The sequence below is a fragment of the Paenibacillus phocaeensis genome (assembly GCF_900021165.1).
Lineage (GTDB): Bacteria > Bacillota > Bacilli > Paenibacillales > Paenibacillaceae > Fontibacillus > Fontibacillus phocaensis.
This window is the reverse complement of the sequence record NZ_FCOQ01000031.1, coordinates 182,971-198,732: the sequence shown is the minus strand read 5'-3', so window position 1 is coordinate 198,732 and position 15,762 is coordinate 182,971. Positions and strand designations below refer to the sequence as shown.

The following is a 15,762-nucleotide window of genomic DNA, read 5'->3' as shown; positions in this document are numbered from 1 at the left end:
GGGAACCTTTGCTATAATTGAGTTATTCGAGCAGCAGCGAATAATTTCAGATGAACGAAGGGGTGCCGATCATTGAAACGGAAATCCATCTTGGCGGGGGCCGGGGTCATTGTGGTTGCCGTGTTGGGAAGTTATGCTCTGATCACGGGACAAGCCGATCAGCAAACGGAATCGAACGCTATCGATGCTCAGAGGATTAAGCAGATGGTTCAGGACTACAGCGTTGGCAAATTAAGCGCCAAGTCCGCGTCGATTACGTCGAGCCAACTGATCGTGGACAGCGATACGGCCGGCTCGAAGACGTATGATCTGCCGAAGGACGAATTTTTCGTCTCCATCGCGCCTTATGTAAACCAGACGCATCCTTGCGAGATTCACAGCTTGACCGGATGCCGCGGAGAGATGAGCGAGCAGGAGTTCCAAGTGAACGTTACCGATGCAGAAGGAAATCCCGTGCTGGATCAGAAGATGATGACCCAAGCGAACGGGTTTATCGACCTGTGGTTGCCGCGGGATCAAACCTACCGTGTTGAGGTCAGCCATGACGGGAAGACGGCCGAGTCGGAAATCTCCACGTTCGACGGGGATCAGACGTGTATTACGACGTTACAGCTCAGCTAATACCAACCACTTCAACAACAGCGGACCCTCCGAGGAGGGTCCGTTGTTGTTGGGGGAGACCGGCAGCTATAGCAAGAGGATCGCGCCGCCGATCATCGGGGTGAGCACCATGCAGGTTTTCAGCCAGATCTGCGGTACGCGCTTCGTGAACTTGGCTCCAATATAAGCACCGGTCATCGTACCGATCACCACGGCAACAAGCAAATGCACATCCAGGTACCCGATGGTGAAGTAGCCTGCCCCTCCCGCTAAGGCGATCGGCATAATGACCAGCATCGTTGTGCCGGCGGCGTACCGCATCGACATTCCCAGGAGCAGCATCAGCCCCAGTTGGATAAAAGGCGTCGACCCGATTCCGAACAATCCCGAGAGGGAGCCGGTAAGGAAGCCGATGAGCGGTGCAAGAAGCCAGAATCTCCGGTTTTGGACTGCGACAGGCCCCTGGTCGTCATCCGCACTCGGACGCCGGGACACATAAACCATTCGAAACCACAAGGCCAATCCGGAAGCGAACAGCATGCCGGAGGTCAGATATCCCAGCCGATCTTCGGGAATCAGCGAGGACCAGCCGGAGCTGATCCACGCGCCCGCCGCCCCGGTCAAGCCGACGACTACCCCGGAACGCAGCTCCATATTTCCTTCCCGGTAATGGCTCACCGAACCGGAGAAGGAAGAGAAGAACATCGCCGCCAGCGCCGTACCCAGCGCCGTATGGATCGGGTAACCGAAGACGACGGTCAGAATCGAGATGATAAACCCCGATCCGCCGGCCCCTACGAAGCCGAGGAGGAAACCAAGCGCCAACATGACCAGGGCAACTTCAAGGAGCGGGATCAAGCCATCCTCCATACCTGATGGGGAACGTCGATCCCGGCCGGGGCCGGCAAGTCCTTGCGCACGGAGCTAGCCAGATCCAGCACCAGGGTGGCATGTTCTTCTCCGTAAACAGGCCAAGCCGGCAATAGTTCGGTATTCGGATCTCCGCTATGGATAAATGCGCTCCAGGCCGCTCTCATTCCGCGCGCAAGTTCAATCTTCTCAGCCGTCACGGCATAAGGGTCGTCGGAAGGCGCGGCACACAGGGGACTTGGGGCCCCAGTGCTACCAGCGGTAAATGCCGCCTGGATCAAGCTGCCTTCATACCCGTGGATCGCGCCAAGCCTGCCGCCGCACCGAAGCCGGTACATCCATACCGGTGCGCCCGAGATCGCCACGGCTTCCGCGAACTGCATCGCCCCGATACCATACAAGTGCTCGGTTAAGGTTCGAGTCCAGGCAACGTCCGGGGACACGGAGCGGCGGTAATGCTGATAGGCGCTCCACACGGCGTTGGCATTCCTACCGAAGAATCCCTCAAGCACCTCCATGTTCGGGGACTGAAGCCGCGGATCATTTTGTATAAAGATGGCTGCTTCCTCCTCGTTGAACCCGATCAGGAGCGGCGGCAACCCTTGACTGCCTTGAAGGCTCCCCAGCGGATCCGGAGGGATGACCAGGCCGTCGGCCACAGGGCCAAACATGTGCAGGCTGTGCGAGGTATCGAAACCGACTGCCGATTGCGCTTCGATCAGCTTCTCTGCGGGAAGCTCGAGCAAGCGGTGCGAGTTCGCCGGCGTCAGTCCGAGCTTCTCTAGCATCCTCCGGCTAGTTACGCTCGCGGTCTGCGGATCTCGAATCGCTTGCGTTGCGCCGCTCTGCGCAATCGCACGGTGAAACAGGCCGCGTGCGCTTGGCATGACATACAGCGACGCGACACATTTGGCTCCTGCTGAATTTCCAATGACGGTGACGCGTGAAGGGTCGCCGCCAAAGGCGGCGATGTTGTGCTGAACCCACTGCAAAGCTGCGACAATATCAAGCATGCCATGATTGCCCGAAGTTGCGTATTCTTCCCCCAGCAGCTCTCTCAGCTCCAAGAAACCTAACGCACCCAGCCGGTAGTTGATCGACACATATACGATGCCTTCTTCAGAAGCGAACCTGAGGCCATCGCATTCCGCCCCGGTTCCGCCTACGAACCCGCCGCCGTGGATATAGACCATAACGGGCTTGAGCCCATCGCTCAAGTCTGCCGGCGTCCATACGTTTAGAACCAGGCAATCCTCGGACTGCGCCAGTTCCGACAAGATGCCCTCCTGTGCCGGAATCTGAGGTGCGATGGGACCGAACCGGTCGCATGATTTGACGCCTTGCCACGGAAGCGGGGGAGCCGGCGGTTTGAATCTTCGCGGTCCCCCTGCCGCAGAGGCGTAGGGAATGCCTCGAAATACGTAGGCCCCCTCTATATTCAAGCCCTCGACTTTGCCTGACAACGTCTGCACAATCAAGCGGATCGTCTCCTGTTCTATCCATGTTGTGTCTATTATAGCTTGCTTGATTTCATGAACCATAATATATATTTGAATATAAAGATCATAACTTATAGGTTATGAACCAAGGAGGACCAGCGCGTGGAGTTGTTGCAGCTTAAATATTTTCAGACGGTAGCTCGGATGGAGCATATGACGAAGGCCGCGCATAGCTTGCATATCTCGCAGCCGGCACTCAGCAAGATGATCGCATCGCTGGAAGCCGAGCTGGGGACCGAGCTGTTCCAGCGGGAGCGCAAGACGATTCGCCTGAACGAGCAGGGCCGAATGTTTCTCCGCCATGTGGATCTCGCGTTGGAAGCGCTGGAGGACGGAGAGCAGCGGCTGCGGGATACCAACGGATCCGCATCTACCATGGTCACGCTGGATGTTCGGGTTTCTTCGCACCTGCTTCCAGGGTTATTAGCCGCCTTTCGAACAGAATGCCCGAATGCCCAGTTCAACCTGCTGCAGCATGTTGCAGCAATGGATCCTCGAACGAACTTCGATCTATGTCTCTCGGACGGAGCGGTGCCGCCTCCCGGAACGGAGGCGGTCTCCTTGCTCGAGGAGGAGATTCTCGTCGCGGTCCCGGCCGATCATCCTCTCGCACATCGGGAGCGGGTTCGATTAAAGGAGTTAAGGGAGGATCCCTTCATTATGCTGCCTTCCGGCAAGTCTTTGCGCGAGACGACGGATGCCTTCTGCCGGCTCGCCGGGTTTACCCCCCGGATTCGGTTCGAGAGCGACGATCCGGCCACCGTACGGGGCTTGATTCGTGCGGGGCAAGGCGTCGCGTTCCTGCCCGCGATCACTTGGAGCGGCTCTACCGGTCCGGACGTCAGGCTGCTTGGGCTCGAGGAAAGCTGGTGCAAACGCTCGATTTCCCTGGCCTGGCCGAAGGATCGGTACCTGAAGCAGATCGCGGTCCAATTCCGGGATTTTACCGTTCAATACTTCGCAAGGTTGGCTGTAGAGGGAAGCGTCCTTTCCCTATAGCCCTATCGCGTAACGCCTAGGCGCCGAGGAACAAAGCCATGTCTTCTTCTACGCTTGTGATCCCGCCGATGCCGAATTTATCGATCAGGACCTGGGCCACGTTCGGCGACAGGAAAGCCGGCAACGTCGGTCCGAGATGGATGTTTTTGACGCCGAGATGGAGGAGGGCCAACAGGACGATAACGGCCTTCTGCTCATACCAGGCGATATTGTACGAAATCGGCAGCTCGTTAATATCCTCAAGACCCAACGCTTCCTTCAACTTGAGCGCAATGACGGCCAGCGAATAGGAATCATTGCATTGACCGGCATCCAGGACGCGCGGAATCCCGCCGATGTCGCCGAGCTCCAGCTTGTTATATTTGTATTTCGCGCAGCCAGCCGTCAAGATGACGGTATCGCGGGGTAATTGTTTGGCAAACTCCGTATAGTAATCACGTGATTTCATCCGACCGTCACACCCCGCCATCACGAAGAATCGTCGGATCGCCCCGGTCTCCACCGCCTGAACGATCTGGTCGGCCAGCCGGGTAACCGTATGATGAGCGAAGCCGCCGACGATCTGCCCGCTTTCGAGCTCGGTTGGCGGCGGGCAGCTGAGGGCGTGCGCGATCAGTTCCGAGAAGTCCTTCGGCTTACCGTCGGCACCGTCTGGAATATGCCGAACCCCGGGGTATCCGGTATTCCCCGTTGTGTAGATGCGATCCCTATAACTGGCTTTTGGCGGGACGATACAGTTGGTCGTCATCAGAATCGGGCCGCCAAAGGCGGCGAATTCCCTCGTTTGCTCCCACCAGGCGTTGCCATAATTGCCGACGAAGTGGCTGTATTTCTTGAAAGCCGGATAATAATGGGCCGGCAGCATCTCGCTGTGGGTGTAAACATCCACGCCGGTTCCTTCGGTTTGCGCCAGCAGCTCTTCCAGGTCCTTCAAATCATGGCCGCTGACCAGAATGCCAGGGCGATTCCGCACACCGATATTGACCTGGGTCACCTCCGGATGGCCGTAGGTGCTCGTATTGGCTTGATCCAGTAAGGACATGGCCTCCACACCATACTTGCCGGCTTCCAGAACCAGGGCGACAAGGTCGTCGGCAGTTAAAGTATCGTCTAATGTAGCAGCCAACGCTTGGCGTATAAAGCGATCGATTGCCTTATTCGTATAACCCAACTGATTCGCATGGTACGTGTAGGCGGCCATTCCTTTGAGTCCGTAGGTCAGCAGCTCGCGCAAGGAACGGATGTCTTCGTTGACGGTGGAGAGAACCCCCACCTGCTTCGCTTTGGCTGCAATCTGGATTTCGTCTTCCGCCTTCCAAAGCGCGGCATCGGGCAGGGAACGCTCATCGCCTGCATGCCGCTCATTCCAATAGTGTTGTACTGCATCGCGCATAGCGAGGGCCGTTCGGATTTGACCGACGAAGCTGTCGTGATCAAAATTGGCATTCGTAATCGTTGCAAACAAGGAGTTCATCGTAAACACAGAAAGCTGACGCTCGACGTCTTCCGGCAGATCGCTGCCCAGTGCGAGGAATGACATCCCTTTAAGAACATAGATGAGCAAATCCTGCAAATTGGCGACGTCTTCCGGCTTTCCGCAAACACCGACGAGCGTACAGCCTAATCCACCTGCCGCCTCTTGGCATTGGTAACAGAACATGGATGTCTTTTGAAGGGTGTCGGTCGTAGCATGGTTTGGGTCCATAGGGAAACCTCCTTGGTTAAAGTGGGATAGGGAGGCGCCAAACATAGGTGTTAAATTTCACGTAGAGGTTTGGGGCGAAGCGCCTCCGAGTATGCCAGAAGCATAGCGCCGGACCGCTCACGGAGGAGTGATTGCAGTCACAACCATTTCCACAAAATAGAAAACAGGTCATGGGGCGGTCGCCTTTCCTCGCATCTCCAACCCCTGAACGTGATGTACTTACTGGACTAAGAGGTTGTGAAAATTATACAATACGGTAGGTTACCCACGAGAGGTGTGGAATTTCATAATGAGGTGAAACGATGCAACGAACACAAAAATGGCGTAAACGAGCCATAATCTTCGGCTTGACGGCAATACTGACAACCCTGTTATCGGGCTGCGGGGGAGAGACGGAAACGAAGGGGAATCCGACGGCAACAGAGCCTGCCTCGAAGCAATATTATATTTTTGATACGGTCGTTAATATCAAATTGTATGAGGATCCCAAGGCCGAGGAGCATTTAAACCATATCGACAATCTGCTGAAATCCTTGGATGTAGAGCTCAGCCGCACATTAGAGACGAGCCAGCTCTACAAAGTGAATCAGGAAGCCGGCAAACAGGCGGTTGAAGTTTCCGAGGACACCATGAAGGTTCTGAAGCGTTCGCTTGACTACGCCGAACAGACGGACGGGCTATTTGACCCAACGGTAGGCGGTCTGGTCGATCTTTGGGATATTGGACATGAAGGGGCCCATGTCCCGGCTCCGGAGGATTTGCAGCGGGAGCTTAGCCTGGTTGGCTATAAGGACGTCGTCGTGGACGAAGCCAAGCGCACGGTCTTTCTGAAACGGCCGGGGATGGTGTTGGATCTCGGCGGCATCGGGAAAGGTTATGCAGCGGACGAAATTGCCGCATATTTGAGAGCAGAGGGGGTCAAGAGCGCGCTCGTCGACCTCGGCGGCAGCAGCATCATCGTCATCGGCAGCAAGCCTAACGGCGACAGCTGGAACGTCGGCCTCCAGGATCCCGACAGCTCGCGGGGCACGACCATGGGGACGATTCGATTAAGCGACCAGGTGATTGATACGTCGGGAATCTATGAGCGTTACTTCATCGAAGACGGCGTGATGTATCATCACATTCTGGATCCGAGAACCGGCGTTCCGGCACAGAACAACCTGAAAAGTGTCACAATTCTGGCGGACAACGCAACGGATGCCGATGCGCTGTCGACGTTTGTTTATGTGATGGGCCTGGAGGAAGGGTTAACCTATATGGAGGGATTGGACGACGGAACGGAAGGGCTGTTCATCACGAAAGACAACAAGATTTACGTCACGTCGGGACTCAAAGGCGGTTTTAAAGTAACCGACCCGCAATACACGCTGGTCGAATAAGGGCAGGCTGGAGACGTTCAAGCGATTGAGCGTCTTTCTTGCGATGCCCGGAACTTACGGGTGAAGGAGTTGGTTGTCCATGAAACTGATGATGATTTCGGATATCCACGGGTCGAGCGAATGGCTGGACCGGGCGTTGGTGAAAGCCAAGGAGGAGCAGCCGGACCAGCTTGTGCTGCTGGGGGATTTCCTGTACCACGGCCCGCGGAATCCGCTGCCTGACAGGTACGATCCAAAGCGGGTGGCGGAGACGCTTAACGGGCATAAGCATCACCTCATCGCCGTGCGCGGGAACTGCGATGCGGAAGTGGACCAGATGCTGCTCGAATTTCCGATGATGGCGGATTACGCCATGCTCTTCTGCGAGGGGCGCAGGATTTACGTTACTCACGGCCACGGCTGTAACATGGATCAGCTTCCGCCGCTCTCGCCCGGCGACGTGTTTATTCAAGGACATACCCATGTGCCGGTGGCGGATTGCAAGAACGGCATTTATGTGTTGAACCCGGGATCCATCGCTTTGCCGAAGGAGAATTCCCCGCATTCCTACGGCATTTTGGAGGCGGGGGCGTTTATCGTCAAGGATTTTGCCGGAGAGACTGTGAAACGGATCGAATTCAATTAACTTTCATGGAGTAACGGCAAGGTGCGAAGAGGCGGCGCAAATTCACAGGCAGCAAGGGAGTTTAACTCCCTCGCTGCTTTTTTGTGCGGATTCAAGTTTGTGAATCTACCGATAAAATTTGGCGATGTTGGGAATAACATATAAACATTCTTCTAAGCTTTCTCGGAAAAGGGTGGATGCATTGCTGAACCAGGAACGCTTGCACGACTCCGTCAATGAGAATATCGAATTATTCAAGCGGATATTTTCCGGGGACTCCACCGTGAAAATTCGCAAATTCCAGCATCCCGAAATCGGGTCGATCTCCGGCTGTTTGATCCACATCGCAGGCATGGTAAGAAGCGAGGCCATAAGCAATAACATCATCAAGCCGATCTTAGCCTTCAAAGCCTCCGGGGAAACTCCGGGTACTCCCCTAACGCAGCTGTTGATGGATCGGATTATCGATGCCCCCGAACTGCAATTATCGGACAACCTGGATCAGTTGCTGAACGAGCTCCTGTGCGGCAAAACGCTGTTGCTGGTGGAAGGCTCGCCTCAAGCGCTGATCGTTGGGACGCAGGGAGGAAAATACCGGGATGTGTCGGAACCGGGAACGGAGAAGGCCGTTCTCGGGCCAAGAGAAGGCTTTACCGAATCGCTGATCACCAACTTGACGCTCATCCGGCAGAGAGTCAAGAACCCGGAGCTTAAATTTGAATTTATGGAGCTCGGGGAGTCGACCCATACGACCATCTGCCTGTGTTATATGAAAGGAGCCGCCTCCCCAAAAATTCTGGACAAGCTCGTTAAACGTCTGGAGCAACTGAACATCGATGCGATCCTGGATTCCGGGCAATTGCAGGAGATGCTCCGCGATCATCCGATGTCTCCGTTCGAAACGGTCGGCAATACGGAGCGTCCCGACACCGTGGCCGGGAAGATCCTGGAAGGGCGCATCGCGCTTCTGGTGGACGGAAGCACGTTTGCCCTTACGGTTCCCTTCTTGTTCCTGGAATATTTTCAAGTGAGCGAAGACTATTACAGCAATTACTTCTTCGGTTCGTTCAACCGGGCGATGCGGTTTCTCGGCGAATTTCTCGCCGTCAGCATTCCGGCTATCTATGTATCGATGGTTACCTATAATCAGGAAATGATGCCGACTCCGCTGCTGCTCAGCATCTCCGCCGCAAGACAATCCGTGCCCTTGCCGACGGTGGCGGAATGTTTCCTGATGCTGCTCGTATTCGAGATTTTGCGGGAGGCCGGGACGCGGATTCCGAACTCCATCGGCCAAGCCGTAAGCATCGTTGGCGCGCTGGTATTGGGACAAGCCGCGGTTGATGCGAGAGTCGTGAGCGCCCCCATGGTGATCGTCGTCGGTACGACCGGGATTACGACGCTGCTTAACGTCAAGATGAAGGCGGCTTCGATCTCGACGCGATTTATTTTGTTAACCTTGTCCTCGTTTTTGGGGCTTTACGGTTATTTGTTCGGAATGATCGGGTTAATCATTCATTTGATGAGTCTGAGGAGTTTCGGAGTGCCTTACATGATGACGATCGGTTCCTTCAAGGAATCCGATATTCGGGATACGGTCATCCGCTTGCCTTGGTGGCGGGCGAAGAAAGGGGCCCCGAGCACGCAAGCCAAAAGGCGGATTCGAAAAATCGCGAGGTGAGCGGAAGATGCCGAACCCTTCGAGGGTGAAACGCCTAGCTGTTGTTGCATGCAGCAGCCTGATTTTATTATCGCTGACCGGCTGCTGGAATTACCGGGAGGTCGACAAAGTGATCACGGTCGCCGGAATCGCCATTGACAAAGGCAAGGAGGAAGGCGAGATCAGGTTGACGATCGAGATGGTCGACGGTTCGGGGGGAGAAGACCTGATGCATATCGGTTCCAAACGGGTTACCTTATCCGGGAGTACCATGTTTGAAATCGTTCGAAACATGATCACGGAGACCGGGATGCGACTCTACTGGGCTCATGCCAAGTCGATTATCTTAAGCGAGGAAATCGCCCGGGAGGGAGCTTCGAAAGTTCTCGACTGGTATGTCAGAGACACGGAAACGAGAGCCGACATCCGCGTTCTGGTCTCCGGCGAGAAAACCGCGGAGGAGGTGCTGCGTACCGGCGGGGACTCCGGCGGCCCCCTTTCCTTTAAAATCGATGAAATCCTTAAGAATGAGCATAGCGTGTCGAATTTTCCGGTGATGGAAATTTTTGATTTCGCCGACACGATCAATACGACCGGGCTCAGCAGCATCCTGCCGATGATCTACGTTAAGGGAAGCGATGGCAAACAGGTGGCTTCCATTGGCGGGCTGGCCGTATTCGATAAGGATAAAATGCTGGGAACGATGGATGCCAACCAAACCAAGTATGTGCTGTTTCTCCGAGACGAAATCAAAGGGGGAATCTTGCCGTTGGGCGGTTATCGGCGTTCGCCGAGCATTTCTTTGGAAATCTTCAAGAGCAAGACCAAAGTGGAGCCGGTACTTGTGAATGGTCAGGTTGAAATCAGGGTAAAGACGCATACCGTTGTTTCGGTAGATGAAGCGCAAGAAAACATCAACTTCTCTTCTAAATGGCTCGCGGATACGGAGAAAATCGCCGAGGACCTGCTTGTAAAAGAAATGGAGAGCGTCATCGGGATCGCACAGCAGCGCTATCAGCAGGATATCTTCGGTTTTGGCAACCGGATCCACAAGAAAATGCCGAAGGTATGGAAGTCGCTCGAAAAGGACTGGGACGAGCATTTCTCCAAGTTAAAGGTAACCGTAGAAGCCGATGTTGAAATCAAAAATACGGCATCCGTCAAAAAGCTGATTCAACCGGAGGAAGAGGATTAGTGATACTGTTTACGATCTTTGCTTTTGCTTTCATCGTGTTGCTGGATCAAGTCCAAACGTATAAAAACGGTTATATCAAGGACTTTTACGTCAGCTGCGCCTTGGGCCTTGTCTCTTTCGCTGCTGCTTTAGCGCTGGCTGCCGGGGCGAAGCTGCCGAGCCCTACGAGGCTGATCGAACAAGCGGTGCGGCTGTTGTTTGGCATATAACGGGGGAGGTGAATGGGTTATGAACAAGGATTTGATCAACGCAGGCGAGGCGCGAACCATCCTGATTCTGTTCATAATGGGCAGCACGATGATCCTGGGCGCCGCAGGCCAAGCCAAATCCGATGCCTGGCTCTCCATTATGTTTGCGATTCTCATCGCCATCCCGATCGTCCTGATTGCAGCAAGGTTGTTGACCCTTTTTCCCGGGCAGAATCTGTTTGAGATTTGCCAGCACGTCTTCGGAAAGTGGATAGGGAAAGCGTTCAGCTTGTTGTATATATGGTATGCGATTCATGTAGGCGCCTTGGTGCTCAGACATTTCGGAGAATTCATGGATACCGAGACGATGCCGGAAACGCCGATGATCGTGCCGATGTTATTTGTGAGCGCGCTCAGCATCATCGTCGTATTGTACGGCCTCGATACAATGGGGCGGAGCGCACGGCTGCTGCTGAACATCTGTATGTTTACGATTGTTCTCGTCTTGTGTCTTACCATTCAAAGACTGAATTTCAATCACCTTCTGCCGATTTTGGACAACGGCTGGGGGCCGGTTTGGGAGGGGACTTTTTCGGCTTTTTCCTTCCCGTTTGCCGAGACTTTTTTATTAACCGCGATCCTTGGCGGCGGCGTGAACGATCGGAAGTCGTTTTACCGGATTTTTCTCCATGGATTATGGATCGGCGGCCTCCTTGTCCTGTTCATTTCCTACCGCAATATTTTGGTCCTGGGGCCCAATACGATAAGCAACGTGTATTTTCCATCCTATACGGCCGTAGGCCGAATTAATATCGGGGATTTTATTCAACGCATCGAAGGAACGGTGGCCGTCGTGTTCGTCATTTGCGTATTTATGAAGCTCAGCGTATGCTTGCTGGCCGCCAGTCAGGGCATCGCGAAGCTGCTTCACCTGAAGAGTTACCGGAGCGTAGCGGTGCAAACCGGGCTTCTGATTACGTACCTGGCCTCCGCGCTGTTTAACAACATCATGGAGATGGATTACTTCGTCATGAAGATCTACCAGTATTATGCGTTTCCGTTCCAGGTTGTCTTTCCCCTGATCTTGCTGCTGGCTGCCGAAATCAAGGTGCGACGGGAACGCCGGGCCACATCCGGATAAGGCCTTCGGTTTACAAGGAATACCGACATGACATATCATGAGGCTATAACCTACATACGGAAGGAATGTGGAGATGAGGAGAGAGACCGACGGATGGGTGAAGCCGGAAGCGATGATCTTTGACATGGACGGGACGCTGTTCAAAACGGAAACGCTGCTGATTCCGGTGTTTCATCAGGTGTTCGACCGGCTGCGGGAAGAAGGGCTGTACACAGGGGCAACCCCGCCGGAAGAGCGGATTCTAAGCTGCTTGGGGATGCTCCTGCCAGATATCTGGCGGCGGGTGATTCCTAATCATGGCGAAGCCGTACATCGCCGGGCGGATGAGCTGCTGCTGGAGTACGAGCTGGAAGGCTTGCAACGTCTGGCCACTGAGCTGTACCCGCAGGTGCCGGAAACGCTGCAGCAATTGGGCCGGCGCGGCGTAAGGCTGTTCGTTGCCAGCAACGGACTGGAGCATTACGTAAAAGGCGTGGCCGAGGCACATCGTATATTCCCGTTGTTTGAAGGGATCTTCAGCGCAGGCGAGTATCAGACCGCGTCCAAAGTCGACTTGGTTAAGCTGCTGTTGGACAAACACGGCGTATCACGCGCGTGGATGGTCGGCGACCGCTCCTCGGACGTCGAGGCGGGGAAGAAGAACGGGTTGACGGTGATCGGCTGCGCTTATGCCGGATTCGGCGATGGCGATGAGTTGGCCGGCTCCGATGTGCTGATCCGCTCCTTCGAGGAGTTGGTCTCCCTGTATGACGAGGCGGAGCAAGCGTAAGCCATCGTTTTTTCAGATTTAGGTTTTTAATTATTTTGGAGGTGTTTTTCATGCGACAAACCTATCCCGTACCAGCCAACTTTGAGGAACTTATCAGGAACAAACAAGAACATCGGTTAGGCGGCTGCATGTTGCGGTTGGATCGCGAATAGATCTTATGACTTTCTAAACTGAGATGACGTGCCGCCTGCCTGAAAGGCGGAATCCGTTTTGCATAACAATCAATCGGCAAAAGTATTTTATTTGATGAACTGGTTCACTTCTCTTGCTAGCAGCACGATCTTTACAACTTACAGCATTTATTACGTGACTCAACTGGGCCTGAATCCGTTTGAGCTTGTCCTGGTCGGTACCGTTCTGGAGTTGACGGTGCTGATCTTCGAAGGAATTACCGGCGTGATTGCCGATACTTACAGCCGCAAGCTGTCGATTATTATCGGGATGTTCATTTTGGGCATGGGATTTATGTTCGAAGGCAGCATTCTATGGCTCCAGGAATTAGGCCCGTTGATCCCGTCGGTCGCGTGGGTGATGCTGGCCCAAGTGGTGTTCGGGATCGGCCACACCTTTATCAGCGGTGCAGACAGCGCCTGGATGGTCGATGAAGTCGGAGAATCGGCCGCCGGAGCCGTCTTTATGCGCGCCAAACGCGTGGCGCTGGCGGCATCGCTGCTGGGAATCGGCGTCAGCGTAGGGCTTTCGGTGCTGGCGCCCAATCTGCCTTATCTGGCGGGAGGGCTGATGTATGTTGCGCTTGGTTTGCTTCTGATCCGGAGGATGAAGGAGACGCGTTTTGTCCGGCCGCCGCGAGGCGGGAGAACCTCCCATTTCCGGGAGATGGGTCAAACCTGGAGAACCGGAGCCAAGGTGATCGCCCGCAGCCCGCTGCTGCTGCTGATCGTAGGCGTCACACTGTTTAGCGGCGCGGCTTCGGAAGGCTACGACCGGCTTTGGGAGATTCATCTGATCCGGGAAATTGGTTTTCCGGAAGGGATGCTGAAGGTAGCCGTCTGGTTTGGCCTGATCAGCGCGGCTTCTACGATTTTGAGCATGCTGGCGGTAAGCTTCACCGAAACCAAGCTGAACATGAACCGTGAGCAAACCGTTTCCGCAGCTATGTTTTGGCTGACTTTCATTCGCATTGCCGGCATCTTCTCGCTTTTTCTGGCGACGGACTTCGTCTGGGCGCTGGCCTCCGTCCTGGTCGTGAGCGTAGCCGTTGCCGTGAGCGAACCGATTTACGCGACCTGGCTCAACATGAATCTTCGCAGCGACAGCCGGGCCACGGTCCTGTCGATGGTCAGCCAATCGGACGCGCTTGGCCAGACCGCGGGAGGGCCGGCCGTGGGATGGATCGGAAGCCGGGTCTCCATCCGGGCTTCCCTGCTGGCTTCCGCAGTGTTGCTGTTGCCGATATTAGGCGTATTCGGCCGGATGCTGCGCAGGCGGCAACAACGCGGCGAATGAAGAATGAGCGCAAGTTGTGTTTGCAACAAAGCCGCTTCCCTCCTAACCGGAGAGAGAAGCGGCTTTGTGTTTATACAACCACAGCGCGTATTCCAGCGGTTTGACGATCGCTGCGCGGTACGCTTGGGGATCGCCCGACTGATTGAATACCTCGCGAGCCGGTTTGGGATTCACCTCAAGCAGATAGATCTGGCCATGACGATTGATCGCCAAATCCAGAGCGAGCTCGCACAAGGCCCCGAAAGTCTCCTCCAAGTAGGCGGCGACCTCCAGGCTGAGCCTCTCCGCCGATCGTTGAACCTCCTGCCGCCGTTCCTCGCCGGGAATCCACTGCTTCAACAGCGTACTCATCGCTACCGCATGGCCTCCGCCGTGGAGATTCGAGGTGACGCTGCGAGGAGGGCCTACACGGCCGGCACAGCCGGTCATCTCCCATTTGCCTTGGCCGTTCTTCTGAACGAGCATCCGGTAGTCGTGAACGCGGCCGCTCGGCAGCTTGATCTGAATGCCTTGCTGCGCGATAAAGCGGCCGCTTCCCTTCCACCCCAGCAGGAAGGCGATCAGCCGGGATTTGTGCATTTTCTGGGGAGTGATGATGCTCCGATTCTGCCGCCGCCCCTGAACCAGGAACAGATCGCCGCCCAGGCGCTCTACCCGCAGGATCCCCCGGCCGCCGGTGCCGTTAATCGGCTTGACGTAGACGGCGGAATGCTTCTTGAGCAGGCCCATCACGTCGCTGCTGCTCTGGAACAGCACGGTATCCGGCAGATTGTCCCGAAATCTGCTCTTTCGGGACAAGGTTTGGTATATCGTCCACTTGTTGCGCAGCGGCCGGTTGAGGAAGGTCAGATGACTATAGCGCGCCCGGAACCGCAGCAGCTGTTCGAACCGTTTGCTTCGCTGGATGCGGCAGCGATCGAAGATCAGGTCCGGGAAGCTGCGCCATTTACGGAACCACCTTTTGCCTTTCGGGTCATACTCAAGCGCAAAAATCTGCTTCTTCTGATCATAAACGTCCATCGGCGTGAACACAAAAATGTCCAGGCCGATTTTTTGTCCCTCGGTGATCATGCGCTGGTAGATATGCCGTTCCTCCAGCTGCTTCTTGTCATTGAGGTACAAGGTCAGGATGCCCAGGACGGGTTGTGACAACCGTATCACCTTCTTTGCTGTAATGGGCGGCCGGTTCGCTGAGCCCTGGGGAAACGGGCCGTGCCTCCATGAGGAGCATCGTCTGGCCGTTCCGGTTCCGGATCAGACCGGATGCGGTCAACCCGGCGCGAAAGCACATTCGCAGGCTGGCAACTTGGTTTAACGCAACCGGGCAACTGAACTCCTTCAGGCGGTGCAACTGGGCTTGAAGCAACTTCGTGCCCACGCCCCGGCCGCGATAGAGCGGATGGACGACAACAACGCAAAGCGTGCGTCCGTAATCCGCGGCGCAGGCGATGCCGGCCAGTCGTTCGCCGTCCTCCGCCCGGATCCGGGCGACGAGCAGGGAGCAGCCAGGCCGGTCAAGGTCGCCCGGGGTCAGCCGCAGCAGAGCGCGGAGGACGCCAGGCGGGACGCGGCCGGTGCCGTATTTTCGGATGAATGCCAGAATTTCGCCGTGCTGCAGTTCCCAAGGAACTCCGGCTTCTATGGTTACAGCCCTGATCTCCATTGCTGCCGCCCTCCTATAGT

15 protein-coding genes are annotated in these 15,762 nt (G+C 55.5%); 10 read left to right on the top strand and 5 right to left on the bottom strand.

Annotated elements, in window-relative coordinates; translation table 11 throughout:
* Positions 1 to 72 precede the first annotated feature (72 nt).
* Positions 73 to 621 (top strand): CueP family metal-binding protein, encoded by a 549-nt coding sequence (locus tag BN3795_RS20465; RefSeq protein ID WP_068786543.1) that lies wholly within the window; start codon positions 73 to 75, stop codon positions 619 to 621.
* Between the two features lie 66 nt (positions 622 to 687).
* Here the strand turns inward: BN3795_RS20465 and BN3795_RS20460 are convergent, their stop codons facing one another.
* Together BN3795_RS20460 and BN3795_RS20455 are read right to left on the bottom strand one after the other, a co-directional pair.
* On the bottom strand, positions 688 to 1,470 hold the full coding sequence (locus tag BN3795_RS20460; RefSeq protein ID WP_068786542.1) for a sulfite exporter TauE/SafE family protein: 783 nt from the start codon (positions 1,468 to 1,470) through the stop codon (positions 688 to 690).
* Positions 1,455 to 2,942 carry a carboxylesterase/lipase family protein gene (locus tag BN3795_RS20455; protein ID WP_232729994.1) on the bottom strand — a complete coding sequence of 496 codons (1,488 nt, stop codon included), beginning with the start codon at positions 2,940 to 2,942 and terminating at the stop codon, positions 1,455 to 1,457. The genes BN3795_RS20460 and BN3795_RS20455 overlap by 16 nt, the downstream gene beginning before the upstream one ends.
* A 129-nt stretch (positions 2,943 to 3,071) precedes the next feature.
* Between BN3795_RS20455 and BN3795_RS20450 the strand changes: the two genes are divergently transcribed.
* The gene (locus BN3795_RS20450) at positions 3,072 to 3,968 is read left to right on the top strand and encodes a LysR family transcriptional regulator (protein ID WP_068786540.1); all 897 of its coding nucleotides are present in this window, start codon (positions 3,072 to 3,074) and stop codon (positions 3,966 to 3,968) included.
* Positions 3,969 to 3,984: 16 nt separating this feature from the next.
* Here BN3795_RS20450 and hcp read toward each other — a convergent pair whose 3' ends face one another.
* A complete protein-coding gene (hcp, locus tag BN3795_RS20445) occupies positions 3,985 to 5,673 on the bottom strand; it encodes a hydroxylamine reductase (RefSeq protein WP_068786539.1) in 1,689 nt (562 codons plus the stop codon).
* Positions 5,674 to 5,975: 302 nt separating this feature from the next.
* Here hcp and BN3795_RS20440 point away from each other — a divergent pair, with 302 nt between their 5' ends.
* From BN3795_RS20440 to BN3795_RS20405, 8 genes are all read left to right on the top strand, one after another.
* On the top strand, positions 5,976 to 7,055 hold the full coding sequence (locus BN3795_RS20440) for an FAD:protein FMN transferase (RefSeq protein WP_068786538.1): 1,080 nt from the start codon (positions 5,976 to 5,978) through the stop codon (positions 7,053 to 7,055).
* A gap of 79 nt (positions 7,056 to 7,134) precedes the next feature.
* Entirely contained in the window at positions 7,135 to 7,680 is a 546-nt protein-coding gene (gene yfcE / locus BN3795_RS20435; protein ID WP_068786537.1) for a phosphodiesterase, read from the top strand.
* Between the two features lie 181 nt (positions 7,681 to 7,861).
* Positions 7,862 to 9,340 carry a spore germination protein gene (locus BN3795_RS20430; RefSeq protein WP_068786536.1) on the top strand — a complete coding sequence of 493 codons (1,479 nt, stop codon included), beginning with the start codon at positions 7,862 to 7,864 and terminating at the stop codon, positions 9,338 to 9,340.
* Between the two features lie 7 nt (positions 9,341 to 9,347).
* Complete coding sequence (locus BN3795_RS20425; protein ID WP_068786535.1) at positions 9,348 to 10,514, top strand: Ger(x)C family spore germination protein; 1,167 nt, start codon at positions 9,348 to 9,350, stop codon at positions 10,512 to 10,514.
* Positions 10,514 to 10,723 carry a hypothetical protein gene (locus BN3795_RS20420; RefSeq protein WP_068786534.1) on the top strand — a complete coding sequence of 70 codons (210 nt, stop codon included), beginning with the start codon at positions 10,514 to 10,516 and terminating at the stop codon, positions 10,721 to 10,723. The genes BN3795_RS20425 and BN3795_RS20420 overlap by 1 nt, the downstream gene beginning before the upstream one ends.
* Before the next feature lie 19 nt (positions 10,724 to 10,742).
* On the top strand, positions 10,743 to 11,843 hold the full coding sequence (locus BN3795_RS20415) for a GerAB/ArcD/ProY family transporter (RefSeq protein ID WP_068786533.1): 1,101 nt from the start codon (positions 10,743 to 10,745) through the stop codon (positions 11,841 to 11,843).
* Positions 11,844 to 11,916: 73 nt separating this feature from the next.
* Positions 11,917 to 12,612 (top strand): HAD family hydrolase, encoded by a 696-nt coding sequence (locus BN3795_RS20410; RefSeq protein WP_068786532.1) that lies wholly within the window; start codon positions 11,917 to 11,919, stop codon positions 12,610 to 12,612.
* A 210-nt stretch (positions 12,613 to 12,822) separates the two neighbouring features.
* A complete protein-coding gene (locus BN3795_RS20405) occupies positions 12,823 to 14,079 on the top strand; it encodes an MFS transporter (protein WP_232729993.1) in 1,257 nt (418 codons plus the stop codon).
* Between the two features lie 42 nt (positions 14,080 to 14,121).
* On the opposite strand, the gene BN3795_RS20400 is transcribed toward BN3795_RS20405, so the two are convergent.
* Both BN3795_RS20400 and BN3795_RS20395 read right to left on the bottom strand, forming a co-directional pair.
* The gene (locus BN3795_RS20400; protein WP_068786531.1) at positions 14,122 to 15,231 is read right to left on the bottom strand and encodes a YheC/YheD family endospore coat-associated protein; all 1,110 of its coding nucleotides are present in this window, start codon (positions 15,229 to 15,231) and stop codon (positions 14,122 to 14,124) included.
* Positions 15,188 to 15,742 carry a GNAT family N-acetyltransferase gene (locus tag BN3795_RS20395; protein WP_068786530.1) on the bottom strand — a complete coding sequence of 185 codons (555 nt, stop codon included), beginning with the start codon at positions 15,740 to 15,742 and terminating at the stop codon, positions 15,188 to 15,190. Before BN3795_RS20395 ends, BN3795_RS20400 begins: the two co-directional genes overlap by 44 nt.
* Between the last annotated feature and the right edge of the window lie 20 nt (positions 15,743 to 15,762).

Excerpts from the sequence above, each read along its gene's own strand:
- BN3795_RS20425 (WP_068786535.1), top strand. The coding sequence starts at position 9,348 with ATGCCGAACCCTTCGAGGGTGAAACGCCTAGCTGTTGTTGCATGCAGC.
- yfcE (WP_068786537.1), top strand. The coding sequence starts at position 7,135 with ATGAAACTGATGATGATTTCGGATATCCACGGGTCGAGCGAATGGCTG.
- hcp (WP_068786539.1), bottom strand. The coding sequence starts at position 5,673 with ATGGACCCAAACCATGCTACGACCGACACCCTTCAAAAGACATCCATG.
- BN3795_RS20460 (WP_068786542.1), bottom strand. The coding sequence starts at position 1,470 with ATGGAGGATGGCTTGATCCCGCTCCTTGAAGTTGCCCTGGTCATGTTG.
- BN3795_RS20415 (WP_068786533.1), top strand. The coding sequence starts at position 10,743 with ATGAACAAGGATTTGATCAACGCAGGCGAGGCGCGAACCATCCTGATT.
- BN3795_RS20395 (WP_068786530.1), bottom strand. The coding sequence starts at position 15,742 with ATGGAGATCAGGGCTGTAACCATAGAAGCCGGAGTTCCTTGGGAACTG.
- BN3795_RS20410 (WP_068786532.1), top strand. The coding sequence starts at position 11,917 with ATGAGGAGAGAGACCGACGGATGGGTGAAGCCGGAAGCGATGATCTTT.
- BN3795_RS20440 (WP_068786538.1), top strand. The coding sequence starts at position 5,976 with ATGCAACGAACACAAAAATGGCGTAAACGAGCCATAATCTTCGGCTTG.